This is a genomic window from Paenibacillus sp. J31R122 (assembly GCF_056269185.1).
This window is the reverse complement of the sequence record NZ_JBWDNM010000005.1, coordinates 138,581-163,864: the sequence shown is the minus strand read 5'-3', so window position 1 is coordinate 163,864 and position 25,284 is coordinate 138,581. Positions and strand designations below refer to the sequence as shown.

Genomic DNA, 25,284 nt, shown 5'->3' with positions numbered 1-25,284 from the left:
TGATCGACAAGCGGCATCAACGGCAGTACTGTTAAAGTCGATGATGGATACGCATCATTCAAATAAAATAACGGACTGGATTACTTCATAGCTGTCGATATTTCTTCGACAGCTTTTTCTAATTTTATATTGGAGCTACCTGTTACCTTTTTTACTTGCTGTGTATTTATAACGGAAATAATGTAATTTTTTTTATATCCCTCAACACTTTTAAAGGAGAAACGTTATATCAAGTGTAATTAGAAAATGATGGGAGTGGGGAACGTATGGAAAACGTACAGCAAGCAAATGTTCAAGGAAGAGTTATTGAAAATAATGGGCTTCTTGATTGGCTTGGTGTGAAACCCGAAGATTTGGCCGATGTTACATCCATCGAAAATAATGGTCTTATTATTGCTTCAGAATCGTTAAGTAGTACTTTGAATCGAATTCCTCAACAGAATAACGGATGCATATGTTTAGTTCCTCACACGACAGGTAAAGTGGTATTCTTGTCCGGGAATGTTTCCTTGGGAGGAGAGTATTTTGCCAACAGTAAAGGTACTCCTGAGGACATATTGGTTATTGCCGGGCAGGCCATCGTTACTTCGGCGGTGGAAAAGATCGGCTTCCAAGATATCGTCGTAGCTGGAGAGCTGATCTTGCCAAAAGGTAGCGAAGCCGTTCTAGGAAGTGCCCTATCGCGAATACTTGGTGAAGTCATTTATTATTCGAATACGTCCAACGTGAGATTATTTATAGGAAATGATACGTTCTCCAATAGCTTCTTCGACTTTATCGAAGACAAGATAACCATGGTGCTAATCGGAAATTTTGAAATTGACGATGATGTTCAAATTGAGTCGATTAGGAGTAAGGTTTCCGAAATAATTTTGAAAGGCAATTTAACAGCTTCCAAATCAATAGTGCCTCTGCTCCAGTATCTTGCTATTACTAAAAAAGGAAATATTAACATCAGAAAAGATGTCTGAGAAACAACAGCATAAGATGGTGAAGCCTGAGGAATTGTTTCAGCAATTATATCGTTCACATTCGCGAAAGCTGTATTCCTATTTACTGGGGAGAACGGGGAGTCAGGAAACAGCAGCGGATTTGGTGCAGGACGTCTTTATGAAAATATGGAATCGGATAGATATGGTTGAGCGTATTCCAGAAGATCAACAATTGTATTGGATATTTACTGTTGCTTCCAATCAGGTAAAGGATTATTATCGGAAGTCGCAGAGCTTTAAGCAAGCTGTAACAAAAATGCAGTTGTACGCCTTCCCGAACTCAAATGGCGACTTATCACAAGTACTAGCTGGACGTGAGCAGTTTCACGAGCTAGAGACAGCCGTTCGCGAACTCCCTGAGGAGCTTCGTTCCATCTTGCTAATGAAGGCGGTTGGTGGTATGAAAAGTGGCGAAATCGGTGCAGCACTCGGGTTGCCTGCAGGAACAGTACGCTATAAAATATTAGTAGCACGCCGCCAGCTAGCCGAGACTCTCGGTATGCTAAACAACAAGAAGTCTGCGGAAAGGCAGGAGAAGGTATGAACGATCATGAGTCAGATTTGCTGCTGCCAGCGGATGTCGAACAACAGCTTGATAAACTACTGGATACCTGGGCTCTTCATGTCCAGCATTCTTCGCAGCTAGAGGAAGAAATCACTCCTCATATGTTTACCATTTCCAACGACCTTGGCAACGAGTGGTGGCATTCTTTATTCAATCAATTCCCGTTTAAAGATACTGGTTCGTTCACGTCTTCCGCATTTTCATCGTATTATGTTAAACGTATAGGATAAATCCTATAATCAAGTGAAAGGGGTTGTCCCAAAAGGTCTAAAGAGACCAATGGGATAACCCCCTCATTCGTATTGCAAATCATTACAGTCAATCCTGTATTGTATCATCGATCGACTCTCCGTCATCCATGTTTTCCTTACCGACAGTTAAATTGCTTCGCTCGTTACGAATGGCCTCCTTAAGTCTACCCTCGTGCCGCTCCAACAGCTCCGTCGCTACCCCAGCACTGATACCGGTTTCTAATATCAGAATGGCTGTCTTCACGTGCATCCCAGCCTCCTTCAACGCTTCCGCCGCTTGCTGCTCAGGAACTCCGGTCACCTCGCATACGATACGTATAGCGCGATCATACAGCTTGCTGTTGCTAGCCTTCAGGTCCACCATCAGATTATTATATACCTTGCCAAGCTTAATCATGACGCCGGTAGTCAGCATGTTCAGCACCAGCTTTTGGGCTGTGCCGCTTTTCAGACGGGTGGAGCCAGTAATAACCTCAGGACCGACCACAGGGGCGATACAGATATCGCATAGATCAGAAAGCCTAGAATTTTTGTTAGTGACAACACCCACAGTTCCCGCTCCGTTCTCACGGGCCTGACGAATCGCTCCCAGTACATAAGGAGTCGAGCCGCTAGCTGTAATCCCAATGACCACATCGTTTGAGTTAATGCCTTTCTCACGGATCAAAAGCGCTCCGCTCTCAGCGTCATCCTCGCTTCCTTCGATCGCTGTACGAAGCGCGGTATCGCCGCCGGCGATGTAAGCCTGAACCAGCTCAGGACTTGTTCCATACGTAGGCGGACATTCGCTAGCATCCAGCACACCCAGCCGTCCCGAGGAACCGGCTCCCACATAGAACATTCGCCCCCCACTTCTCAATGATGCATATAGCATATCCACCGCAGCAGCGATCGCATCGATCTCCTGACGGACTGATATAGGAACAAGCTGATCTTCCTCGTTCATCAGAAGCAGCATTTCACGAGTACCGCTTTCATCAATTAATGCAGTTGCAGGGTTATTCATTTCTGTTGTCAATTTGGCAAAGTATGAAATCATAATTCATCCATCCTTTTTTGACTCGATAGAGGTTAGATTCTGTTGAACTCTCTTCTAATAATAAGTCTGAAAGGGAGCCTTAAGGCCCCTCTTTCCTTATTTGGCATTAGCCTTTGACCGAGCCAACCGTTAATCCAGCTACGAAAAAGCGCTGCAGAAAAGGGTAGAGAATAATAATAGGCAGCGTTGAGGTGATAATGACGGCCGATTTGATGGACATGGCAATTGTGCTCTTATCCGCCGAACCCGCTCCGTCTCCTACCATAGTCGTCCCGTTGACAATGTTACGCAAGAAAAGCATAACCGGATACTGGTTGGTATTTAGATAGATTAAGCCGTTGAACCAGTCATTCCAGAAGAAAACAGCTGTAAATAAGCCGATCGTAGCTAATGCCGGAGTAGACAAAGGCAGAATGACACGCCTTAAAATTCCGAAATAGTCCAGTCCATCAATGATGGCGGCCTCTTCTATTTCCGCAGGAATCGCCCGAAAAAAATTAATCAAAATAATTAAGTTAAACTGATTGATCGCGAAGGGCAGCAGCATTACCCACACCGTACCAGTAAGTTGGAGATTGGAAACTAACAAATAAGTCGGAATTAGTCCTCCTGAGAAAAACATCGAGAATACAATGAGCTTCATGACCAGCTTATGCCCCTTGAGAAACCGCTTGGACATCGCATAAGCGAATAGGGAGCTCATAAACAAGGAAATTAAGGTACCACCCACAGTATAGAAAAAGGTATTGCCGTAAGCTCTAAAAAAGTGGGGATACATGAAAATTTGCTTATAGGCTTCAAAATTCAACCCAATCGGAACTAGCGAGACTTTGTTATTAATAATTGCCTCTGGGCTGGACAGGGAGAGCGCCAGCATGTAGAGGAATGGGACAAAACAGAGCAAAACAACAAGTATCATGAAAGCATAGATAAGCACATCGGCGATCGTCAGAGGACGAAATTTTCGCGGTTTGAACATGGACTGCCGCTCCTTTCCAAGCTAATATATGCTTTCTCCTGACATTTTTTTGCTTGCCCAATTGGTGCTGGAGACAAGGATCACACCAACTATGCCGCTGAACAATCCGATGGCAGTCGCATAAGAATAATTCTGATTAGCTAACCCCGTGCGGTAGACAAGCGTGTCGATGATGTCGCTCACCATGGCATTTGATGGCGTATAGAGCAATAATATCTTTTCAAATCCAAGACTTAGGAGTGAACCGACATTCAGGATCAGCATAACCATTATAGTAGACATAATAGATGGAATAGTTACAAAGATAACCTTCTGGAAACGGCTAGCGCCATCGATGTCCGCCGCTTCGAATAGCTCTCGGTTAACACCGGTGATGGCAGCCAAATAAATGATTGCGGTCCAGCCCGTATATTGCCAGGTTTCACTGAGAATATAGATCGGACGGAAATATTGAGGCTCATTGACGAAATAAATCGGATCCATACCAAACAGTTCCACCAGCACTCGGTTCAGCATGCCGGAGCTGGGGGATAAAAGCTCACCCAGAATCGCGATGACCACCACCGTGGAAATGAAGCGAGGCATATAGGAAACGGTTTGTACAAACTTTTTGAAACGCTGTGAACGCACTTCATTCAGCAGCAGGGCGAAGATGATGGGAATCGGAAAATTGATCAGGATGTTCCCAAAGGACAGCACTAATGTGTTATTAAAAGCTCGCCAAAAGGCCGGGTCTTGAAGAAAACGTTCAAAGTAGGCCCATCCCACCCACTCCGTTCCATATGGTCCCATGCCAGGACGGTAACGCCGGAAAGCTAGGATGTTGCCAATTAGAGGCGCGTATTTGAAGAGCAAAAAATGGCTCAAAGGCAATAGCATCATAATGTATAGCTGCCAGTAACGGCGAAAGTGATGCCTCGAAGACGTGCGAGAGGTAATGCTTTTATGTGATGCTTTTGAGGGCATTGTCGAATCCGTCATATCTATCACCTTCTTCGCATGGTTGAAAGCCGTTAGAGTGTTCGTTCCCTAAAGAGCAAAGACCTGCTGTGAAAATGCTGGTCAACCGGTGACCCATTTTTCCTAGCAGGCCTTTATTCGAATCATTTGCATCGGAAATCACGGAATTCTTTAATTATTTCATATTGTCGTTATAAAGTTGGGTGAAGCGTTCAATCTGCATCGTTTTCATTTCCTTAACATATTGATCCCAATCCTTCTCCAAGCTCTTCTTGCCAGTCAAGAAACCATCGGCCCACACTTCAAATGTATCGAGGAGTGGCGACTGCAGAGAGCTAGCCTCCTCGGCTACCATATCGTCAAACATCGGCGTTGGAGGAATACCCTGTATTGCATTGTCCATAGCGGCTACTGTGGCATTGATCTGTGCGTAATTTTCATCGTATTTCGTCATTTCCCGGGCGTTGACCCATACCATCTGGGTGACGTCGGAACCAGCACCGTATTTCAGCTGCATCGTTTTATAGATACCGTTAGGGGAGCCAGCGATATCATCCGCGTACTTGATAGTGTCGCCGTCCATCGTGTAGGTTTGGCCTTCTACGCCCAGTGTCCATATTTTAGCGCCTTCTTCAGAGAAGAAGATTTCATCAACAGTCTTCACCAAACGTTCAAAGTCTGCTCGATCTGCCGTCTTCTTAGGGAAAATAATGCCTGAGCCGGTCTTGCTCTTCGGCTGATGATGCGCTCCTGCAGAACCTGCTAACGGAGGGTACATCTGCAGGTCGAAGCCAGCTTCTGTCGCCGCGCCTTCCACGCCGCCGATTTGATCGTAATAAGCATAAGTAGCAAAGGATTTGCCGGTGGCCAGCTTCTGGGACCACTTGTCTCCGTCGATAGGATCAGCCATCTCCGGATCCAGCAAGCCTTCCGCGTACAGCTTGGAGAAGAACGTCATATATTCCTTGTACTGGTCGCTGATGGCGCCTGGGAAGTAGGTTTGATTGGCGTAATCCCAGCTTAATGTATTGGTGCCGGAAGCGCCGTTCTTGCCGACGCTGACGCCGAACGAAGGCATCGTCATGCGATACAGCACCCGAGGGCCGGCGAGTATCGTCAGCGGGTAGGATTTCGGGTCTTCTTCTTTGAATTTTTTCAGTACGTTGTACAGATCGTCGAACGTCTTAGGTGCTTCCAACTTGTATTTATCCAGCAGGTCCTGTCTCAGGATGAGGCCGCCGTCATAAAAAGGTTTGTCGTATAACGAAGGCAAATAGTAGCGTTTGCCATCCTTCAAATTGAGGCTCTCCACATCTTTCTCCAGGCCAAATTCCTTGACCCGTGCATTGAAATTAGGCGTCCAGTTGGCATAATCACTGATTGGAACGAGAGCGCCGTTAAGAGCAAGGGAGGCATTCTCCCCTTTAGTAGATTGATAAAGAATCACATCCGGGGCATTGGTGCCGGTGTTGAGAGCGAGAGAAACCTTCGTCTGATAATCAGCGATTGGAATTACTTCAAACTTAATATCTACGTTAAAGCGTTTCTTTACTTCCTGGACGGCTAGCCAATTCTCCTGAAAGGGCAGCGTTGCATTGTCAGAATAGTAAACAGTGAATTTAAGCGGCTCTTCCGCCTTGTCAGGCGTTTCTTCTGCTTTCGGGCTGTTAGTTGGGCTTGCTGTCGGCGATGGGGATCCATTGTTGGTGTCCTTAGAGCTGCACGCGGAGATTGTAAGCGTTGCCAACATAATAAAAACGAGGGATAACAAAGCACTTTTTTTCTTCAACATACTTGAAACGACCTCCCAGATTCTGAATGAAAAGCAAATTACAACATTCAGCGGGTTACTCAAAGTTGACTAGAAACAATCAATTATGAACAGTCATATTCTGATGTACTTGGGTGAATATTACCATTTTTTATTTCAGAGGTCAACGTAGTTTTTGAAATATTATTTCAATTCAGTTGGCATAATTTACTTTTCCTAAAGGAGCCAAATATTCTGACGATAATTGTGTAAATGGCCAGTTTCTATTACGGCAGGAGGAAAGGGTTGGATGCGGTGAGTGTCCCGAACCCGACCCTCAAGCGTCAATCATTCCTGGCCACTTCGATATTGCAGGGGAGTTGTACCGGTGATTTGCCGGAACAGTCTGGAGAAATAGTGGATGGACGAAAAATCATGCTTCTCCGCTATTTCCGTGACGGTAAGCTGAGAATAGCGCAAGTCATATTTTGCTCTGTTGATTCGGAAGTGATTTATGTATTGAATGGGCGACATCCCTGTCGCGTGCTTGAACAGCTCGAAGAAATAGCCCCGCGAGATCCGCAGTTCTTCATAATAATGCTCCAGCGGCTCCGGTCGGCCCCGCATCATATCCTGATCCAAACACTCCAGCAGCTTATCCATACGCGGGTCCGGAAATTGCGCCTCATTTAGTGCGAAGCTTAAAAAATGCTCGATAAATGCTTGAAACCGACTTTGCACCTTCAAGTTCCTTAGCATCGTGCGTTCGGTTGGATATACATTGTCCGTATAAAAGCCTTCGAATAGTTCAGTCCAGATGCGTATTCGTTCAACGGTCAAATGCTCCGGAATGGAATAGAGAAAAGCCGGGCCGATCATGTCGGTCTGTACCTGCGAGAAATCGTAGTGAATCGTTGACGGTGACTCGAATCGCGCTTGCCGGTCGACGAAGTGCCAGTCGAAGTAACAGCAAATATGTACCATCGGATCATAATCATCCGCAATCCATTCATGGATCTGCCCTGGAGGAATATAGACCAGCGAACCGGGCCGGGCTATATGCGTCCGTCCGCATGTATGTATGACACCATGGCCCTCGCTGATGAGATAGAGGGAGCTACCATAACATATACGCTGCAAGCTGGTCTGTCCTTTGGAGAACGGGTATCGGGTCGCATAATAAACATATGGGTGCAAGGATGTAATATTCATATGATTATCGTACAAAAAAATGATCTCTCTGTAAATACAAAATCGTTCGGCTGAGGTTATATTTACTTATAGATTATACGGAAAAAGGAGAGAATATTCACATGGTAGATTCCCGTTTCTTGTTGACAGATGAACAAATGATTCAGTTCGTCACGAAAGGTTATGTCGTGTTACAGAATGAATTGCCACAGCAGCTTCACCAGCATGTTATGGACTCAATTAATTATGTTCTGCACAACGAGGGCAATCCGGGCAATAATATTTTGCCGCGCGTTCCGGATATTCAGCAATTCTTCGACACGCCAGTTGTGAAGGGCGCTTTGACGAGCGTTCTGGGGCCGGACTATTACATGCATCCGCATCGACACTGCCACTACAATCAGCCAGGCAATCAGACTCCTGGCGGGGGCGCTTGGCATAAGGACGGGTATTGGTCAGCGATGCGCAGCCACCGGCCGTGGTGGGCGATGATCTTATATTATTCGCAAGATGTTACCGAAGACTTGGGACCAACCGCAATCATGCCGGGAACCCAATATTATGAGAAGTTTATCGGCGACCAGGGGGAGACGCTGCTTCCGACTGGAAAAGCGGGTACCATGGTACTGGTTCATTTCGATATTTGGCATAAAGCTTCAATAAATACGACGAATCTGGACCGCTATATGCTAAAGTTTCAATTTGTTCGGCTGCGGGCCCCGGAGCAGCCAAGCTGGAATCATACGAATGACGAACTGGTTGTTCCGGAAGGAACGCCGGCATTCCATCATCATCTGTGGAACGACATCTGGAACTGGTTGCGCGGTGAACGGGTGGTATCAGCGAACGGCTCAACATACGCGGATACTTCCAAGCTGAAGCAGTTGGAGAACGATTTGACTTCAGAGTCATATGAAATCCGGGGACAGGCAGCTGACGAGATTGGACGATACGGCTCCTCCGCCGCTGCCTTGGCGCCGCAGCTCGGTAGTTTGCTGGGTGATTCGGTAGAAACCGTCGCGCTCAATGCTTCTTATGCGCTCGGACATATTGGGCCAGAAGGCGTGAAAGAGTTGCTTGCGCAACTGGCGACGGGAACCAACCAGATCGCAGAGCGCGCTGCATACGGTCTTCAAGGGGCGGGTGCCGGCGCAGCACCGGGGCTGATCGATGCTCTTAACGATCCGAAAGAAAAACGGAGAGCGCTCGCAGCGTTTGTTCTCGGTATGCTCGGTACGGATGCCGTCTCTGCCGTTCCGGCGTTGCTCACATCGTTAAGCGATGAGAGCGAATGGGTCCGCCGCAACGTTATCGAGTCACTGGGGATGATCGTACAGCCCGCGGAGCAAATCGTTCCGGCGTTGGCGGGCGCATTGGAGGAATCGCTCACGAAAGAAATATCCGACAAACCGAATACGTCGGATGGTTACGTAGGAAATCAAACTTATATCACGAACAAAATCGGGTATACCGCTGCGTTGTCCTTGCTGCGCATCGGAAAGGCAGGCGACCCGGCCATCATGCTTCAGGCACTTGAGAAAGGTTTGGAAAGCCATGACCGTTATGTGAGATCCTATGCTGCTGAAGCACTGACATGCCTACGTACGCCTGAGGCTATCGATACATTAATTCGATTCTACCGATCCTCAAGATGGTGCCCCGATACCCATAAAGCGAGCACGTTCTAAACGAAAATATACGACAATCTAGTTCTTCACGGAACGCTGTCCGGTCTCCCCGCCAGGAGACCAGATGGCGTTCTGTGCGTTTACGCCAAGATATCTTATTCCTATGTTTCACTAACTATTTTTCGGTTCATAGTTTTTTTGGTTTTTTCTGCGATTCAAGGTTTTCCTATACGATGCAAATACCGGCACCGCCATCGATTTGAATTGTCTGACCGGTAAGAAACTTTGGAATATCCCAGAGCTGAGTGAGACGGTTGTCTTCCGATGTATTAATCCAGTATGATTCATTACTCGAGATCATTCTCTTATTCATGTACACAGCCATTTATCGATGTTACAATTTGTAAAGGTAGAAGATACCAAGCGTTATATACTGCAGTTCCAGGGTCAAGACCTGCTCGAATTTGCTGGCGATGCACCGATTTAGTTACCCGCAGTGAGCTCTAATCGGGAGATGTTGAAACCCTATTATCCAAACTACGGGAGGAGCGTATGATGTTTATTCTTTTGATGGCGGGAGCCATCGTGAATGGCGCTTTATGTGCCTTTGTAGGTTGCGCGGTTTTTGTAGGTTTTGTATTCTTCCTAATTGGATTACCTACATCCAAGTCCTCGAAAAAATGGTTTTTACCAGACCTGATCAAATTTACTCTCACGGTTTTTTTGACTTTGCTAACTTTGATTATGTATATGATATTGACATATTGGAACGCACGAACCGGAGGAACATTGGCCTTCTCCCGTCCAGTTTCAACCGATGCCTACATGGATCAAGCCAAGAATCTGGTACTTTGGGGAACCGTACAAGGTGCCTTCTCGCTCCTTGCTTTTAAATGGCTGCTACCTATTTTATTTGGGGAAATTAGATTAGATAAAAAGCATAGATGGGGAATTTCGGCCGGAGCAATATTGACGATCGCAGGCGGCAGCACCGCGTGGCTGGCGTCCATGTAGCCCTTAGCTACCGGTCAGGCACGAATTTTTGAGGACAAACGCTGCTAAATTTTTTAGAAAAATAATAGTTTTGGAGGCTGCAATGGACCAAGCGCTTATCGAACAATTGAACCGATGGCATGAAGAAGACGAACAGCAGCGAATTGTGGACTTGCTGTTAGCCGCTCCTGAGGAGGAACGGGACTACGAGGCGATCAACCGACTGGCCAGAGCCTATAACAACTTGGGGCTTTATGAAGAAGCACTCAACCAATTGGCAACAATTGCTGAAGCGGGTCAACACGATCCAGTATGGCACTTTCGGGTAGGTTTTGCTTTTTATCATTTAAATAGATATGAGGATGCGGCTCAAGCATTCAGTACCTCTGACAAATTAGAAGCCAGTGATCAGCGTACCGAATTATGGTTAAGGTGGAGCTTGCAAAAAGCGGAGAAGCAGCAAAGACAAGAGCGTAGGATGGCTACCAAAATGGAAGCAGCCATGAAGTCTCGCGGATCGGCAGCGGAGGAAGTTCCTTTTTTGAACATGTCGCTTGTTGATTTTTGGGACGACAGCGAGTACGCGAGGAATTCCTATCTTTCCGAGCCACCCACGGATGAACTGATCACCTTGATCGAGGAAGAGCTGGGATACAAGCTCCCCTCCTCTTATATTGCACTGATGAAGCAGCAGAATGGCGGAATTTCGAAGAACACCTGCTTTCCAACAGAGGACCCCACTTCCTGGGCTGAGGATCATATTGCCATTACGGGCATCCTGGGCATTGGCCGTGAGAAAAGCTATTCGCTCTGCGGGGATCTCGGCAGTCGGTTTATGATTGAGGAATGGGGATATCCTGACATTGGCGTAGTGATCTGCGATTGTCCTTCAGCAGGTCATGACGTCGTGATGTTAGATTACCGGGCATGCGGGAGAGATGGTGAACCAGAAGTGATTCACGTTGATCAGGAGGACGATTATGAAATTACTTTCCTGGCCGATAATTTCGAAGCGTTTATTAGTGGCCTAGTGAGTGAAGAAGAATTTGATACCTCCGAGGAGGACAAGGAAGCGGATCTTTACAAAGTATCCCACGGGAAATTTTCTCCCTTGCTGGAGGAGCTTTGCTCTCGAGTAATGGAAGTGGAACAGATTGAACAGAAAATCCGCAGCATCTGTATACGGATTGTCGAAGAAAAAGGCCATTTTTCTTTTCATGCGGATGAATTATCGTATCTGATGTATGATGTGCAGTTTTGGTTATACACAAAGTCATACCCGGATACCAGTCGCGAACAATACTTGGCTATCTATGAGAAAATGATCGCCTTCGGCGGAGAATTCGGTCAAGGCGGCTATGCCCCAGGATGGATTACCGAATGGCTGGACCGCCGCATGCATGAAGGACGTATCGTACAGGAAAATAGACGCCTTCGGTTTACGGATCAGTTCGCTGTGGAAGTGGTTAAGCAGCTGAGAGAAGCCTAAAAGGCCGACCCGGATCATGCAAGCAACGACAAGAGCCCACGTTCGACGTAGTCCATTGAAAAACCTGTATATTAATCTTGTGAAACGAATTTATATTAAAATAGGCTGCTTTCCATTCTATTCTGAATGGAAAGCAGCCTATTTTGATTTGATGCTTATCGAATATGATTTTGTCTTTGATCCTTCTTTATAACACCCTGCTTTGGTGATTTCTGATTGAATCGTGCTTTCGTGTGAGTATTTCAACGCATGTAAGTGGGATAGATGGGCGTGTAGAATGGATATCGTACATTCAAACAGCTTATATTCCCATGTTTTGATGTGTTTGAATGGAAAAGATACAATCAAATAGGTTGTTTGAAGCTCTTTATCTACGTAACAGGCGATTAGCTTGTATGAAATACAGTCTGGGACAAATACAACGTTTTTGAAGTGGTGTTGGTTGTATAAAATACAGTCAAATACGACAACGGAAGAGAAAAGTAGAGTAGAGTAGAGTAGGCTGATCTCACTTTCTGTCAAACGCTGATTTTTAGGTCGATCCATATTTAAACATACAAATGGGAGGCATTGCATTTCGCCCGTTATCAAGGCAATATTTATTCTGTAAAAACAGAGTACTCTTCCTCAAAAAATCGAGGAAGGGTACTCTGATTTAATGCTATGAACTTTTTCAGTAGCCTCCGTTCGACGTGGGCTCTTCTTCTTCTTAAATTTATAGAGACCACATGAAATACTGGCTTTTCAGAAGCCGTTACCTCAATAAATCAAAACTCCCTTATCCAGAACGGACTTGTTTTGCACTTGATTCCCCAAAATATACAGCTTCTTCAAATTTGGCAGCTTCACTAAAGGCTCTACATTGGAGATCGCGTTATTTTCTAAGTAAAGCTCCTCAATTTGTTGCCAATTTTTCATGAAATCCAACGATTGAATGTTGCTTTCTTGCACCGTAAATGAACGCAACGCTGTAAAATCAGCAAAGAAAGGCATCACCTTATCCATTTCATGCAACCAGTCATTATTGCCTATTCGAAAAGATATTTGATTCAAAGTCAAATGCTCCAGCGTGTTATTCGCAATTGGATTCTGACTATTTAATTGGAACTTGCATTCATAGCAATTTATCGTTTTTACATGCTGCAAATTGAATAATGCACTCGTTTCTTCGTAGAAGTTCGTCTCATTTAAATTTAATGTTTGTAGACTTGGCAGACGATTCAAAGAACTAATATTTGTAAAGCTTCCAGAATCCATCACTGAAACTTGTTCTAACTGTGGGTGTTTCACTAAATCTGCTCCATCCAAATCTACGCTGTCTATGTCAACAGTTAAAGATTTTAAAGCAGGTGCCTCTAACTTTGGTATGAAAGAACTCGATAATTCAGCTTTCTTTAAATTTGGTAATGCTAATGATGATACAGATCCATAATAACCAGTTATCGATAATTCAGTCAGTGAAGTCAAGCTATTCACAACCTCAACAGATCCCAATTGACTTAGGGAAGATAAGTTCATCTTCGTCAATGATGACTTATTTCTAAGACGTTCTAAATTCGCAATGTCAGCATGTTCAATATCAAGCGACTGCAAGTTAGGCATGTTTTGTATAAAATCAAGTGTTTTTAAGTTTCTTACCGATGTAAGCTTCAACTCTTGTAAATGACTCAGCGAATAAAATGCGCTGAAATCTGTCACTTCACTATTATCTATCGCTAATGACTCTAAACCGGTTAATGAAGACAGCCACTTAAAATCATTGATCATTTTTAAAGACAGTGATTTAAGCGGAAGTTGACTCAGTATGTGAAAATCGGTAACAGAATCAGTAATATACGAAATTTCAAGTGACTCCAGATTCGGAAACTCGGATAATAATGCCAGTTCATTATTACTGCGAATTTGAGTAGAGAGCTGTACTATTTTACTTTTATCGCCAAGAAAATCGGCAATTTTACCAAATGATTCGTTAAAGCCTCCTTCATAGCTTTTTAACCCTTCCAGATGTCGGAAGCTTACATTCTCACTTTGTGAAATTTCATATTCGCCCATCAGATTCAATACAGTCAGTCCGGTAAAGGCTTCAAAGTCTTTTTGTTCGATTCTTTGTGTATTTAACAGCTTATCCAAAATAATATAGTTGGAAATTTCGGATTGCTTATTCGAAAATGGATCATCAAAGCTGTAAGCAAAGTGCCATTGATTTTCATAAAAACGTGTAGACAAATAACGAATACTTGCGATTTCTTCCTCTGTAGGCAGTGCTTCTCCTTTATCAAAAATATCTTTCAAAAAGAACAGGAGAACTTCGCTTTCAGGCATTGTTCGAACAGTTATTTCTGCTTGGCTGCCATATTCTATTTGATTGCTGTTCGAGAGAAAATATCCATAGAATAAACAAACGAGTACGATCGGCACAATTAATAGCATCTTTAAATTCATATTTGGGCGTGTTGTTGTATTGGCAGGAGTTGTTCCATAATAATTATTAATCGTCTGGTCAACATAATAAACGTTATTTTCCTTCAACATTAATTCAGTTTCACAATAAGGACATTTAAATGTTTGCCCTTCTTTATATTCAATTTTCCCATTACAATTTGGACAATTTAATTTAATTAATTCCACTGGCCAACACTCCTAATCTTCTTATCTATGAAGACAAATTCTATCATTCATTATGTATTGCCAAAAAAACAGAACAAGTTTTCCCCACATTTATCATATTATTTCCAATTAAGCTTAGTTGCCTAAAATACAAATGTCAACACATGACGATTGGATAGGAATCGAGGCTTATCCGGCTATATTTCTGATTCCACACTCTCACCGACACTCCCCCGCCATACCAACAACGAATTTTTCGCCCTCACTTGTGGTACGGTTCAGCTCGCTGTCGATAACGACAAGTTTTAGGGCCATCCTTTGCGGGATGGCCTTTCTTTAATCTGAAGCCGTGGTGTGGAATTTATTTTAATTGTGTTGACCTTATACTGTTTATATCATATACTGTTTATAAATATTACAGTTTATATTGCAAACAGTAAGGAGGGGATCATAATGAAGACTACAAAAATGGCCGACACTATTCATGCAGGTGACAAACAGGCCGGCCGCAAGGAATGGATCGCACTTATCGTCTTATGTCTTCCGCTGATGGTCGTATCGATGGACGTCTCCGTCTTGTTCTTCGCCGCACCCGCGATTGCTGTGGAGCTGCATCCCACTGCGACCCAACAATTATGGATTTTCGACGTATACGGATTCATTCTCGGCGGTTTGCTGCTGACCATGGGTGCGGTCGGCGATCGGATCGGACGTCGGCGATTGCTCATGATGGGCTCGGTGGGATTCGCTCTGAGTTCAGTGTTCGCGGCGTACGCCCAGACAGCCGATGCTTTGATTCTAGCCCGCGGTATTTTGGGGGTTGCCGGCTCGACCCTCATGCCCTCGACGCTGGCCCTAGTTCGTACGATGTTCCATGACCCTACGCAGCGGGCTAAAGCGTTGTCTGTTTGGAGCGCCGTCATGGCTAGCGGTGTCACCATCGGGCCGATTATCGGAGGCCTACTCCTCGATTCCTTCTCCTGGGGTGCGGTGTTCCTCATTAATATCCCGGCGATGGCGCTGCTGCTGATCATCGCGCCATTCCTGCTACCAGAGTCCCGAAGCACCGTACGTACACAAGTCGACGTGTTCAGTTCGATCCTTGCACTCACCGCTATCCTGCCCGTTACTTACGGTGTCAAGACACTCGCCGAACATGGCTGGGCCATGATGCCTGCCGTTATGCTAGTAGCAGGCTTGCTCTTCGGAACCGTATTCGTTCGGCGCCAGTTGAAGATCCCAAACTCTCTGATCGATATCCGTGCATTGATGGAGCGGCGAATCGGCGGTTCGATCTTCGTTAACCTGATTGCTACGTTCACCCTCATGGCGAGCGCATTGGTCACTACCCAATTCCTCCAGTCGGTTCTCGGTTACTCCCCGTTCGTCGCATCCCTTTGGAGCGTGCTACCATCAGTTGCCGTTGGGGCAGCGGCACCGATTGCCGCCAAGTTGTCGTTAACGTACGGGAGGCCGCGCGTCATGGCCGGAGGCATACTACTGTCGGCGATTGGATTCGGCGTACTGACTCAAGTGCAACTCGAAGGCTTCCTGCCACTTACCGTCGTCCTTGTTGGAGCCGGATTGGTCGCGGCGGGAATCGTTTCCGCCATGACCCTCGTCACCGATTATGTCGTGGGTGTTACTTCGGCCGACCGCGCGGGAGCCGTCGGAGGCCTCATCGAGACTTCCAGCGAGCTCGGGGGCGCATTCGGCATCGCACTTCTCGGCTGTGTACTCGCGGCCGTCTACCGCAATGCCATATCGCCTCTTCTGCCCTCGAACCTCGCGCCTGAAGTAGCCCAATCGGCCGGGCAGACCATTGCCGGAGCGTCCACCGCCGCGCAGCATTTGCCGGCCGATGCAGCATCCCAAGTGATAAATGCCTCTCAGGAAGCTTTCATGATCGCCATGCATGTCACCTGTCTCGTCGCAGGCGTCATCCTGTTGCTTACCGCTGCAGCTACTTTGGTTCTGCTCCGTGAGAAGAAGGCGGCCACTAGTATCGCCGCGTAACATCAAGCCACGAACAAAAAAGGCTATTTCAGGTGATTCAACCTTGAAATAGCCTTTTTGTTATTTCTCTAAGCGGCTTTATTTGTACATTGTGCCGCTCTTTTTTCGATTCAAATATTGTTCGATCCCGTCCAGAATCCGCTCCAATCCGAATTCCATGTCGTTGCCGACGGTGTTCTCACTTTCGTTCTCACCGGTATAGGCGCCGGACATGACTAGCGGATGCAGGTTCGGGTATTGTTCCGGCTTGACTAGAGCTTGTAACGCCGCCGAATAATTGAGCCCGCTGAACTCTTCCTCGCTGGAACCGGCCTGAATCGCACGTTCGATGTCCCTCTGGAGCATCCCGCAAGAACGGGCGTAGCCGCTCAGTAACAGAACGATGGACATTTTCTCGTAATCGTTCAGCTGCATGTCCCGCAGTGGCCGGAGCGCCCAATCCACGAAACGCAGATTGTTTGGCGCAATCGGAATGCCGAAGATCGGGATGTCTGCATACCACGGATGATCGCGGAAAACTCCGATCGAGCCCATCACGTACTCACGTATGCTCTCCCGCCATTCATTTGGAGGTCTCTCCGGCGGCAATGGAATATCGCATGCAGCATCCTGCATAAGGAGCAACAGATCGTCCTTGCTCGGAAGGTAGCGGTAGAGGGACATCGCAGAGAAGCCGAGCTCCGCCGCGACCCGGTTCATCGAGACGGCGGCGAGGCCGTCCTTGTCCGCGATTTCGATCGCCTTCTTCACGATTTGATCGATGCTCATCTCCCGTTTAGGCCCACGCTGCGGTGGCTTCACCAATCCCCAGCCAATCGCTGCGCCTGGCGGAAGCAATTTTGCCGCATCCTCCGGCGTTATGTCGTTTTTATGCATCCGATCAAACTCTCCTTAGTCGTTCATAGCCGGCCTTAGAATCGCCTGCCTATGCGAAGCCGTCTTACACAAAAGTGTTTACCGCATAAACAGTATATCATGAAGAAGTAAGATCGGAAAGGAACGGGACGCGATGGATCGGAGTCGCTGTCCGGCATAAAAGTTAATCCCGCAGCAATTCGTCCCTCGCTTCGGTCAGCACGAATCCGAGTAGGTTCCTACCCCGCCATTTTACGGGATTCTCCGCGTCCGGATTGGACTGGTCCATGCCGATCCCCCAAATGCGATCCTGTGGGCTGGCTTCGACGAGAATACGGTTTTTCGTTGACTTGAGATATTCGCCAAGCTTTGGATTCTGCGAAAATTTGGCCAAATTGCCTCTTTTGACGATGCCATAACATTCGTTGTCCCAAGTGTCCTTGTCGAAGTTTCTGACTGCACGCCCGTAGGCCTTCATCTCCTTGGGATGCTTAGCTTTACGAATCGCGTCCAACATTTCGTCATCTCCAAACAGTCTTGCTTTCTCGGACATCATAAACTGCTCGACACAGGAATACTCGATCCCCTCTACCACGAAAGGGCTCATCCACCATTGGCTGAAACAGCTTTTGTCGACGCCGCCGTCCTTTGGAGGTGTATGGCCCCAGAAGAACACAAACTTAAACGTTTTACCCGCGTTATATGCTTTTATTAACTGCTCAATATTGTATATCATCGTTATTCCTCCAAATTTCTCCGAAACAAGCGGGAAGGACGGTGTCCCGCATTTTCAGTATAATAATCGGTCTCCGCCACGAGATCTGCCACTTTACGCCGGAAGGCTGCTTTCAGGAGCTCTTTGTCCAAAATCACCTCGTAAACCTGCTGCAGCTCCGTCAAAGTAAAGAGGTGCGGCATCAAATGTAGCGCTATATCGGTATAATTCACTTTTCCCCGCAGTCGCTCAATAGCGCAAGCGATAATCTTCGCATGATCGAAAGCCAATCCGTCATTCGATACGATGGCGTATGCGGTTGACGTCGAGGTCGGCTTTGACGTCATCGTCCGATTCACAACTGCCGTAAGCTCTTCCTCTTCGCTGCTTAGCTTGAGCTCGTATTCCATCGTTTTCACATACCCATCCTCAATAAGCTCCTTCCGCTCGCGCAGAAGCCGATAGGTTACCTTGAACCAGGTAGCGCCGACAGCGTCATCCCCTGCTTTCAGCTGCACCTGATCACTGTTGATTAAGGCCATGTAGCTGCAGCTCATCACCCAGGTACGAGGGTCCCTTCCAACATCGCTGAAGGTGTACAACTGCTCCAAATATACGTCATCCACGCCAGCTTCCTCGCGCAGCTCCCTCACCGCCGCCTGCTCCGTCGTCTCGTCCGGTCGGACGAAGCCGCCCGGAAGCGCCCAATTGCCCAGGAACGGGTGACCTCCCCGGCGAATGAGCAGAATTCGCAGCTCTTTTTCCGGAAGCTTGCGGTAGCTGTCCGCCTCCGTGTTCGTGACGGTGAAAATGACCATGTCCGCCGCCACCGAAGGCCGCTCGTAATCCCCTGCACGGTACTGCTCGAAAAATTCACGTTCTGTAAGTCCATCACGATCCAACAAATTCAAGTGTCCCTTCCTCCTTTGTTCTTTATTCTAGCCGTACAGCTCTCCGAAATAGTTCCGGTATGGCTCAAACTTCGCCAAAACCTCGTTTACTTTGTGCATTCGTTCCTCCAGGCTTCCACGCAGCGTGATAAAGGGAATCCGCCGCTCTTTCAAATCCGCAATAATCTGCTTATGAAAAATATGCCGCTTCTGATCCCCGCTACGGTCCCATGTATCGTCGTAAGGAATATCATCGTCGCATAGGAAAAATAGATCGTAGCGCTGCGCGTTTTCTAAGGTGATCCGGGCTAAGAACTCAGGAGCCCGGCCGTGGTAATCCAAGGCAAACATATACGTGGTAATTGCATTGGTATCGACAAAGAGATACCGGTTTGCTTCCAGCAGCGCCTGCTCTTCCCGTTCGATATGGCCCAAAGCAATCTCATCGAACGCTTCTAGGCCGATTCTTCGATCTACTTGATGCTCGGTCCAATAATCGCGTCCATATTCACTCGCAAAGGTTGTGCAATACCGCCGCGCAAGCGCTTCGGTGATTGTAGATTTGCCAGTCGACATCGCTCCCACAAAAACCACTTTCGTGATTAAATCCCTATACACTACATCACTTACAAATTCGCGATACTTATAAGGGTCGGCACGGACCATCGTGGCCGAAATCGGCACCCGCTCACGGGCTTCATCCACCCGCCGGTCCACCGCGCCTAAAGCGACACTCATATGCTCGCCGTAAAACTCGCTGGAGTAAAAATGCGTCACTTGCTCGCCCTTCAGCAGCCCCAGAATATATTGCTCCTCCCGAATCTCATGCTCCCGGTCGTTCGAATACCCATCCGGACCATCCCAAGCTTCGATCACCCGGACCGTCGGGTAGAGCTTGCGGATCCAGTTCGCTCGGATATGAAGCGGAATCGGGGTCACCATCGTCTCGTAAATTACCACAATTAACTCGTCGACCTCTTGCAGCGCCGTCTCGATCATGAATTGATGTCCTTTATGCAACGGGGCAAACTTCCCCAGCGTTAATCCAAGCGTCTTCATGCCGACACCTCCTTGGCCCCTTTGTTCCAATTGTAGTAGCCGTATACCGCGTTAACCAGATACGCACTCCACATGACGATCATCAGCAACCCCTCGCCACTGCCTTCCAGCATCCGAATCACCCACAACAGCACCGTGAACATATTCAGAACAATATAGACCAGCCATTGTTCCTTGAATCTTCTGACCATTAAAAAGGTAGCCACGATGGATAATACCGTCGTAATAGCATCGATATAAGGCGAGTTCTGCCCTGGGATGAACGATAGCCCGATCCCTAGTAGCAGGCAGCCTATTACGCAGACCGCTCCCACGAGGAACAGCCCCTTAGGATCCATCTGGCGCATGGATAGTTTGCCGTCTTGGCGGTTATTTTTCCACATATAGAAGCCAACGACATTCATAGGAACAAAGAATAACAGATTCAGCATGACCTCTCCGAACAAGCCGTTGATGTAAGCCAAGTACGCGTAACCGACCGTATTGTACATTCCGAAAACATAACTCATCAGGTTTCCTTTCGCCGCGAGCACCACACACAACACCCCGGTGATAAAGACCGTAAAACCGACTAAGGAATCTTTAGAAATAATCGTAAACCCGACAGCAATCGAGGTAAACAAAACTAGCCAGACGATTTCAAACAGATTCCAGCCGCCCCATGTTTTATCCACTTTCAACCCCTCACTTTCAATTTCTGAACCTTCACCATTCGGTTTCTAGTTAGTAACATTTTGATAATAACACTTTATTAATATCAAATATAGCAAAAAAGCAAGGGAGATGCAAGTAAAAACGTGAAGATGCTTCCCCCTAAATCCGGCCCCGACCCATTGGCCCAAGATGGTGCTCACCATAACAAAAAGCACCTTATCGTCTTCATCGGCCTAAGCATCAGGGTTGTCCAATGTCTACTATATGGGGTGCAATTCAAAACAAAGAAAATCGCTTAACAGGGATTTAACATCGTTTGTTATACGATGGTTGCATTAAGTTTAGGAGGAACAAAAATGTATATTCTAAAACAAGCAATTGGAGGGTGAGGCTGTGAGAATATCAAATTTGGCTCGCAAGGAGATTCTCGTGGCCTTCTGCTTTCTTGCTCCGAGCTTGATTGGTTTTGCTCTATTTTATTTAATTCCGTTTGGTCAAAGTATTGTATTTTCTTTTGAGAATCCAAGCGGAGAGGCAGGGTTGTCACTTGCCAATTATCAGAGCCTATTAGCCAGTTCATCCTTTCAAAAGGCAATGGGGAATACGTTCTGGTTTACTATTATTGGCGTTCCCATTCTAATTATATTGTCACTTGCTCTTGCTATGCTGCTTAACAAACGAGTTTTCTTTCGAAACTGGCTGCGTACCTCTTATGTGCTGCCGCTGGTTGTTCCAGTAGCTTCGATTGTACTTGTATGGCAGATTCTATTTGATTGGAATGGTTTTTTTAATCATGTATTGGAGTGGCTTCAAATCGATCGGATCGATTGGATGAAATCAGAGTGGTCGCAAGGAGTCATTATAGTTATCTATGTATGGAAAAACATTGGCTATAACGTGATTCTGTTCTTGGCCGGTTTGCAAAATATCCCTGATCAATATTATGAGATAGCAAACCTGGAAGGAGCAAGCTGGGCTCGTAAGCTCCAGATCACCTTGATTTATTTAGTACCGACAGGATTTTTAGTTATACTGATGTCGATTTTGAACTCATTCAAGGTATTTCGGGAAATCTATTTAGTTGCGGGTGACTATCCACATGACAGCATCTATATGCTTCAGCACTATATGAACAATATGTTCCTATCACTCGATATTCAGAAGCTGTCGGCTGCAGCATGCTTGATGGTGCTCTGCATTCTAATCATTGTGCTGTTGCTCTTCCGAGTTGAAAGAAAGTTCCGTTCATTTATGGAGTAAAGGGAGGTGTGTGGATGAACAAGAAACAGATTAGAACACTTCTACTCACTATCTTCTTAGCCGTAATCGCGCTTATCATGCTGTTTCCTGTTGTACTGACAGTTGTAAGCTCCTTGATGACGGAGAAGGAAATTATGCTGAATTACGGCATGTTGGGTAGTACGCAGACGAATGATATTGTGAATTTGAAGTTAATTCCAGATTGGGTTTCGTTCGAGCAATTTTTCAAGGTGCTTATTTCAACCTCACAATTTCTACGTATGTTTTGGAATTCTGTATTTATGGTTGTTCCAATCATTATAGGTCAGGTCGTGGTGGCAACATTAGCGGCATTTGCATTCGCCAAGCTGCGATTTCCTGGCAGAGAGCCATTATTTATTGTGTATCTGATAACCATGCTCATGCCGTTCCAGGTTACACTTGTACCGAATTACATCATGTCTGATCGATTGGGGCTTATTAATAGTCCAAGCTCCATTATTTTACCAGGAATATTTGCAGCATTTGGTGTGTTCCTGCTCAGACAATTTATGCTCCAGATTCCAACTGCTTATATGGAAGCTGTCAAAATGGATGGAGCAGGCTATTTCCGTTCCTTTGTCGCGATCGTCCTACCTATGGTGAAACCTGGTATGGCGGCGCTTGTTGTTCTACTGTTTGCAGATTACTGGAATATGGTGGAGCAGCCACTGATCTTCCTGCAGGATGCCGCTTTGCAGCCCTTGTCCATTTTTCTATCTCGCTTGCAGGAAGATGCGTTTGGGGTATCCTTTGCTGCTTCGGTCTTGTATATGATGCCTATGATTCTCTTGTTTCTTTTTGCAGAACGGTATTTTATTGAGGGCATAGAGCTTTCTGGAATTAAAGGATAGGTGGAATGAGATGACAAGCATATCTAAGCGACAACGTATAACGGCTGCTTTTTTTATATTGTTCTTTGCGATATTGGCAGGCTTAACTTTCTTTAGCAGCACACTCGAAACGATGATGCTGCCCAAAGTGATTACGGAGAAGCTTGTTTCTAAATCATTAGTTCATGATGTTAACGGGAGTGGAGTCTTAACGCCTCGAAAGCAGGTGGATCTGGTGAATGAGAGTGGCTCTAAAATTTTGAAGCTTCATGTAAAAAAGAATGAAAAGGTTAAGAAGGGTCAAAAACTCGTGACATTCGACAGTTCTGATTTGGATGAGCAGCTATACCAAGAGGAAATGGCGCTTAAGAAGCAAGAGATGAATCGGGAGGTGTTGAAGGAGAACTTCGTGAATGCGATGCAAGACGGTGATGAGCAAGTAATTGTCAAAGCTAAGCGAGATCTTGAACTGGATAATATGGATCTTGAATTGGCACAAAGAAAATTGAATAAGCTGCGTAAAGAAAAGGCGGACAAACAAACGCTGACTGCCCCCTTTGATGGAAAAATTACAAAGCTTATAGAAGAGGACAGCTTGAATGTCTCACAAGGTGGGGCAATACTGACACTTATGGATAGTGGCAAGGGCTTCGAATTTTTATTTGCTGTCGATTCGGGGAATACGGCATTATTCGAGATTGGGTCTCAGGTTTCTGTTCGATTGGTAAAAGATAATAAATTGGTTAACGGTACAATTCAAGAGATAAAAACTTCATCGAAAGAAAACAGTGAAGATTCCAGCGAAGATTCACCCAATGAATCCAGTTATCAGGTTGTCGTTTCTGTCTCCGATGATGGTCTTAAAGGCGGTGAACAAGTAAGTCTAGATATAAAGAAGGAGTCAAATGAAAAAGGTTTTGTGTTACCAAAGAAATGGGTCCATAAAGATGCAACAGGAAGTTATGTCTATGTAGTTGAGGAGAAGAAAAGCTCACTCGGCAATACGTTCAATGCACGCAAGGCTTATATTTTAACAGGTGATTCAACCGAGGATGAAGTCGTAGCAGTGAGTGGGTTAAGTCCACTTGATGAGATCATTATTGAATCAAGTGAACCACTGCAGGAAGGTAATCGAATCCGAATTTATTGAAGGGAATGAATGAATTTGAAGAGAAGATTGGTATTGGCCTTATTAGCAATGATAGTCGTGTTATCGGGATGCTCTAGCAGTAACGTGGGATCAGGTGGAGGAGGATCATCTGAGGAACAAACAGGAACAGATGGCAAAACGATTGAAATTGCAATGATGTCAGCAACTCCTTATTTGGATGAAGCAATTAAGCAATATAAAAAAAAGCGTCCAGATGTCCACATTGAAATCAAAGAGTATAAAGCTACACCTCAAATCGAGGAAAATACATCGAGTGCACCATTAACAAAGGGCGATATCGAGAAATATGTACAAACGATCAGCACGCAACTGATGTCTGGCAAAGGAGCAGACATCATCGTAATGAATGAACTGCCCAAGGATAAATATGTCGCCAAGAACATGCTAGTTAATTTCAATGATCTGATGGACAAAGATTCTGACTTTGATCGAAATCAGTACTATCAGAATATCTTTAAAAACTCCCAGAATGGAGATGGTTTGTATGCAATGCCATTCTCATTTGCCCTTGAAGCGTTTACGGGCAATAGAGACTTGCTAGAGCAAGCTAACATTAAAATCGATGATCAGACCTGGACATGGGATGAGTTTAAAACGATTTCAAAGAAGCTTAAGGAACAAGTTGGTAATGATTATGTGGCATTTGGTAATCTATTCCCAGTCCAACTGTTATCGGAGTATATAGAGGCTAATTATGATAAGCTCATTGATCAAGGTCAAGCAAATTTCGATTCCGATCTGTTTCGAAATATGATGAAGCAAATCAAATCGATGTATGATGAAGGTGTGCTTAGTGCCGAACCTAATTACGAATATCCCGAATCCTTGTTCAACAATGCTAACCTTCTCGATCCAACAACAGGCCTAGCTCAAGTGCTTGATCCAAAGTTTAATATCTATCAAAAGCCAACAGTAAATGGACAAAATAACGGAACGCCATTTAAGTCATATTTCACTTTAGGCATGAACAGCAAATCTAAGGTTCAAGATGAAGCTTGGAATTTTATTAAGTTCATGCTTTCCGAAGAAATGCAATCTTCACCAATGGTAGGAGGATTTGCATTGCATAAGGGAGTTGTGGAGAAACAGCTCAAGGATGCCAAGCAGCAGGCAGTAGCGGGTACACTTCTTGGACAGAAGGTTGATGCTAATACAGTAGAAAGCAAGATTAAAGAATTGCATAAGCTCATAGAGGGAGCAAGTAAAAATTTATCTAGTGATTTCAAGGTCGTTTCCATTGCGGTTGAAGAATTTGATACCTATATGAGCGGCCAGAAATCAGTTGAAGATGTCAGTAAGCTGATTCAAAACCGAGTCAACACTTACATTAACGAGTAAATAGAGCGTCCAGCGAAATTTTTTTGGCGGA

At 45.6% G+C, this 25,284-nt stretch carries 23 protein-coding genes; 11 read left to right on the top strand and 12 right to left on the bottom strand.

The features are described from left to right. Positions 1-266: 266 nt before the first annotated feature. From AC0YN7_RS10500 to AC0YN7_RS10490, 3 genes are read left to right on the top strand one after another with little or no spacing between them, the layout of a single operon-like run. A complete protein-coding gene (locus AC0YN7_RS10500) occupies positions 267-971 on the top strand; it encodes a hypothetical protein (protein ID WP_475809934.1) in 705 nt (234 codons plus the stop codon). Beyond that, on the top strand, positions 964-1,536 hold the full coding sequence (locus AC0YN7_RS10495) for an RNA polymerase sigma factor (protein ID WP_475809933.1): 573 nt from the start codon (positions 964-966) through the stop codon (positions 1,534-1,536). Before AC0YN7_RS10500 ends, AC0YN7_RS10495 begins: the two co-directional genes overlap by 8 nt. After that, positions 1,533-1,787, top strand: a complete 255-nt coding sequence (locus AC0YN7_RS10490; RefSeq protein WP_475809932.1) for a hypothetical protein — start codon at positions 1,533-1,535, stop codon at positions 1,785-1,787. Before AC0YN7_RS10495 ends, AC0YN7_RS10490 begins: the two co-directional genes overlap by 4 nt. An 88-nt stretch (positions 1,788-1,875) precedes the next feature. Here the strand turns inward: AC0YN7_RS10490 and murQ are convergent, their stop codons facing one another. From murQ to AC0YN7_RS10465, 5 genes are all read right to left on the bottom strand, one after another. Further along, on the bottom strand, positions 1,876-2,847 hold the full coding sequence (gene murQ / locus AC0YN7_RS10485; RefSeq protein ID WP_475809931.1) for an N-acetylmuramic acid 6-phosphate etherase: 972 nt from the start codon (positions 2,845-2,847) through the stop codon (positions 1,876-1,878). 106 nt (positions 2,848-2,953) lie between these two features. After that, positions 2,954-3,826 (bottom strand): carbohydrate ABC transporter permease, encoded by an 873-nt coding sequence (locus AC0YN7_RS10480; RefSeq protein ID WP_475809930.1) that lies wholly within the window; start codon positions 3,824-3,826, stop codon positions 2,954-2,956. A 21-nt stretch (positions 3,827-3,847) separates the two neighbouring features. Beyond that, on the bottom strand, positions 3,848-4,807 hold the full coding sequence (locus AC0YN7_RS10475; RefSeq protein WP_475809929.1) for an ABC transporter permease: 960 nt from the start codon (positions 4,805-4,807) through the stop codon (positions 3,848-3,850). Between the two features lie 154 nt (positions 4,808-4,961). Then, positions 4,962-6,557, bottom strand: coding sequence for an extracellular solute-binding protein (locus AC0YN7_RS10470; RefSeq protein ID WP_475809928.1), 1,596 nt, complete (start codon positions 6,555-6,557; stop codon positions 4,962-4,964). A gap of 327 nt (positions 6,558-6,884) precedes the next feature. Then, entirely contained in the window at positions 6,885-7,763 is an 879-nt protein-coding gene (locus AC0YN7_RS10465; RefSeq protein WP_475809927.1) for a helix-turn-helix transcriptional regulator, read from the bottom strand. Positions 7,764-7,849: 86 nt separating this feature from the next. On the opposite strand from AC0YN7_RS10465, the gene AC0YN7_RS10460 reads away from it, so the two are divergent. After that, a complete protein-coding gene (locus AC0YN7_RS10460) occupies positions 7,850-9,415 on the top strand; it encodes a HEAT repeat domain-containing protein (RefSeq protein WP_475809926.1) in 1,566 nt (521 codons plus the stop codon). 166 nt (positions 9,416-9,581) lie between these two features. On the opposite strand, the gene AC0YN7_RS10455 is transcribed toward AC0YN7_RS10460, so the two are convergent. Further along, positions 9,582-9,728 carry a hypothetical protein gene (locus AC0YN7_RS10455; protein WP_475809925.1) on the bottom strand — a complete coding sequence of 49 codons (147 nt, stop codon included), beginning with the start codon at positions 9,726-9,728 and terminating at the stop codon, positions 9,582-9,584. 179 nt (positions 9,729-9,907) lie between these two features. On the opposite strand from AC0YN7_RS10455, the gene AC0YN7_RS10450 reads away from it, so the two are divergent. Further along, positions 9,908-10,369 (top strand): hypothetical protein, encoded by a 462-nt coding sequence (locus AC0YN7_RS10450; protein ID WP_475809924.1) that lies wholly within the window; start codon positions 9,908-9,910, stop codon positions 10,367-10,369. A gap of 82 nt (positions 10,370-10,451) precedes the next feature. Then, positions 10,452-11,837 carry an SMI1/KNR4 family protein gene (locus tag AC0YN7_RS10445; protein WP_475809923.1) on the top strand — a complete coding sequence of 462 codons (1,386 nt, stop codon included), beginning with the start codon at positions 10,452-10,454 and terminating at the stop codon, positions 11,835-11,837. Between the two features lie 759 nt (positions 11,838-12,596). Here AC0YN7_RS10445 and AC0YN7_RS10440 read toward each other — a convergent pair. Continuing rightward, the gene (locus AC0YN7_RS10440; protein WP_475809922.1) at positions 12,597-14,465 is read right to left on the bottom strand and encodes a leucine-rich repeat domain-containing protein; all 1,869 of its coding nucleotides are present in this window, start codon (positions 14,463-14,465) and stop codon (positions 12,597-12,599) included. Between the two features lie 432 nt (positions 14,466-14,897). Here AC0YN7_RS10440 and AC0YN7_RS10435 point away from each other — a divergent pair, with 432 nt between their 5' ends. Further along, positions 14,898-16,460 carry an MFS transporter gene (locus tag AC0YN7_RS10435; RefSeq protein ID WP_475809921.1) on the top strand — a complete coding sequence of 521 codons (1,563 nt, stop codon included), beginning with the start codon at positions 14,898-14,900 and terminating at the stop codon, positions 16,458-16,460. A gap of 78 nt (positions 16,461-16,538) precedes the next feature. Here AC0YN7_RS10435 and AC0YN7_RS10430 read toward each other — a convergent pair whose 3' ends face one another. The 5 genes from AC0YN7_RS10430 to pnuC all read right to left on the bottom strand — a co-directional run bounded on the left by AC0YN7_RS10430 (position 16,539) and on the right by pnuC (position 20,653). Continuing rightward, the gene (locus AC0YN7_RS10430; RefSeq protein ID WP_475809920.1) at positions 16,539-17,336 is read right to left on the bottom strand and encodes a TetR/AcrR family transcriptional regulator; all 798 of its coding nucleotides are present in this window, start codon (positions 17,334-17,336) and stop codon (positions 16,539-16,541) included. Between the two features lie 163 nt (positions 17,337-17,499). After that, the gene (locus AC0YN7_RS10425; protein WP_475809919.1) at positions 17,500-18,051 is read right to left on the bottom strand and encodes an NADAR family protein; all 552 of its coding nucleotides are present in this window, start codon (positions 18,049-18,051) and stop codon (positions 17,500-17,502) included. Positions 18,052-18,053: 2 nt separating this feature from the next. Continuing rightward, complete coding sequence (locus AC0YN7_RS10420; protein WP_475809918.1) at positions 18,054-18,941, bottom strand: NUDIX hydrolase; 888 nt, start codon at positions 18,939-18,941, stop codon at positions 18,054-18,056. Positions 18,942-18,968: 27 nt separating this feature from the next. Next, on the bottom strand, positions 18,969-19,979 hold the full coding sequence (locus AC0YN7_RS10415) for an AAA family ATPase (RefSeq protein ID WP_475809917.1): 1,011 nt from the start codon (positions 19,977-19,979) through the stop codon (positions 18,969-18,971). Then, positions 19,976-20,653, bottom strand: coding sequence for a nicotinamide riboside transporter PnuC (gene pnuC, locus AC0YN7_RS10410; RefSeq protein ID WP_475809916.1), 678 nt, complete (start codon positions 20,651-20,653; stop codon positions 19,976-19,978). The genes AC0YN7_RS10415 and pnuC overlap by 4 nt, the downstream gene beginning before the upstream one ends. Positions 20,654-21,026: 373 nt before the next feature. Here pnuC and AC0YN7_RS10405 point away from each other — a divergent pair, with 373 nt between their 5' ends. Genes AC0YN7_RS10405 through AC0YN7_RS10390 form a run of 4 tightly spaced genes read left to right on the top strand, consistent with a single transcriptional unit; the run spans position 21,027 to position 25,253 of the window. Next, a complete protein-coding gene (locus AC0YN7_RS10405; RefSeq protein ID WP_475809915.1) occupies positions 21,027-21,893 on the top strand; it encodes a carbohydrate ABC transporter permease in 867 nt (288 codons plus the stop codon). 14 nt (positions 21,894-21,907) lie between these two features. Further along, positions 21,908-22,765, top strand: a complete 858-nt coding sequence (locus AC0YN7_RS10400; RefSeq protein WP_475809914.1) for a carbohydrate ABC transporter permease — start codon at positions 21,908-21,910, stop codon at positions 22,763-22,765. Between the two features lie 10 nt (positions 22,766-22,775). Continuing rightward, positions 22,776-23,894 (top strand): efflux RND transporter periplasmic adaptor subunit, encoded by a 1,119-nt coding sequence (locus tag AC0YN7_RS10395; RefSeq protein ID WP_475809913.1) that lies wholly within the window; start codon positions 22,776-22,778, stop codon positions 23,892-23,894. Positions 23,895-23,903: 9 nt separating this feature from the next. Then, complete coding sequence (locus tag AC0YN7_RS10390; protein WP_475809912.1) at positions 23,904-25,253, top strand: ABC transporter substrate-binding protein; 1,350 nt, start codon at positions 23,904-23,906, stop codon at positions 25,251-25,253. Positions 25,254-25,284: the final 31 nt, after the last annotated feature.

What these genes read in the sequence shown, in the direction of transcription:
- AC0YN7_RS10450 (WP_475809924.1), top strand. Translation starts at nt 9,908, where the DNA reads ATGATGTTTATTCTTTTGATGGCGGGAGCCATCGTGAATGGCGCTTTA.
- AC0YN7_RS10425 (WP_475809919.1), bottom strand. Translation starts at nt 18,051, where the DNA reads ATGATATACAATATTGAGCAGTTAATAAAAGCATATAACGCGGGTAAA.
- AC0YN7_RS10415 (WP_475809917.1), bottom strand. Translation starts at nt 19,979, where the DNA reads ATGAAGACGCTTGGATTAACGCTGGGGAAGTTTGCCCCGTTGCATAAA.
- AC0YN7_RS10500 (WP_475809934.1), top strand. Translation starts at nt 267, where the DNA reads ATGGAAAACGTACAGCAAGCAAATGTTCAAGGAAGAGTTATTGAAAAT.
- murQ (WP_475809931.1), bottom strand. Translation starts at nt 2,847, where the DNA reads ATGATTTCATACTTTGCCAAATTGACAACAGAAATGAATAACCCTGCA.
- AC0YN7_RS10400 (WP_475809914.1), top strand. Translation starts at nt 21,908, where the DNA reads ATGAACAAGAAACAGATTAGAACACTTCTACTCACTATCTTCTTAGCC.
- AC0YN7_RS10395 (WP_475809913.1), top strand. Translation starts at nt 22,776, where the DNA reads ATGACAAGCATATCTAAGCGACAACGTATAACGGCTGCTTTTTTTATA.
- AC0YN7_RS10390 (WP_475809912.1), top strand. Translation starts at nt 23,904, where the DNA reads ATGAATTTGAAGAGAAGATTGGTATTGGCCTTATTAGCAATGATAGTC.
- AC0YN7_RS10460 (WP_475809926.1), top strand. Translation starts at nt 7,850, where the DNA reads ATGGTAGATTCCCGTTTCTTGTTGACAGATGAACAAATGATTCAGTTC.
- AC0YN7_RS10435 (WP_475809921.1), top strand. Translation starts at nt 14,898, where the DNA reads ATGAAGACTACAAAAATGGCCGACACTATTCATGCAGGTGACAAACAG.
- AC0YN7_RS10490 (WP_475809932.1), top strand. Translation starts at nt 1,533, where the DNA reads ATGAACGATCATGAGTCAGATTTGCTGCTGCCAGCGGATGTCGAACAA.
- AC0YN7_RS10475 (WP_475809929.1), bottom strand. Translation starts at nt 4,807, where the DNA reads ATGACGGATTCGACAATGCCCTCAAAAGCATCACATAAAAGCATTACC.
- AC0YN7_RS10445 (WP_475809923.1), top strand. Translation starts at nt 10,452, where the DNA reads ATGGACCAAGCGCTTATCGAACAATTGAACCGATGGCATGAAGAAGAC.
- AC0YN7_RS10455 (WP_475809925.1), bottom strand. Translation starts at nt 9,728, where the DNA reads ATGAATAAGAGAATGATCTCGAGTAATGAATCATACTGGATTAATACA.
- AC0YN7_RS10430 (WP_475809920.1), bottom strand. Translation starts at nt 17,336, where the DNA reads ATGCATAAAAACGACATAACGCCGGAGGATGCGGCAAAATTGCTTCCG.
- AC0YN7_RS10495 (WP_475809933.1), top strand. Translation starts at nt 964, where the DNA reads ATGTCTGAGAAACAACAGCATAAGATGGTGAAGCCTGAGGAATTGTTT.
- AC0YN7_RS10480 (WP_475809930.1), bottom strand. Translation starts at nt 3,826, where the DNA reads ATGTTCAAACCGCGAAAATTTCGTCCTCTGACGATCGCCGATGTGCTT.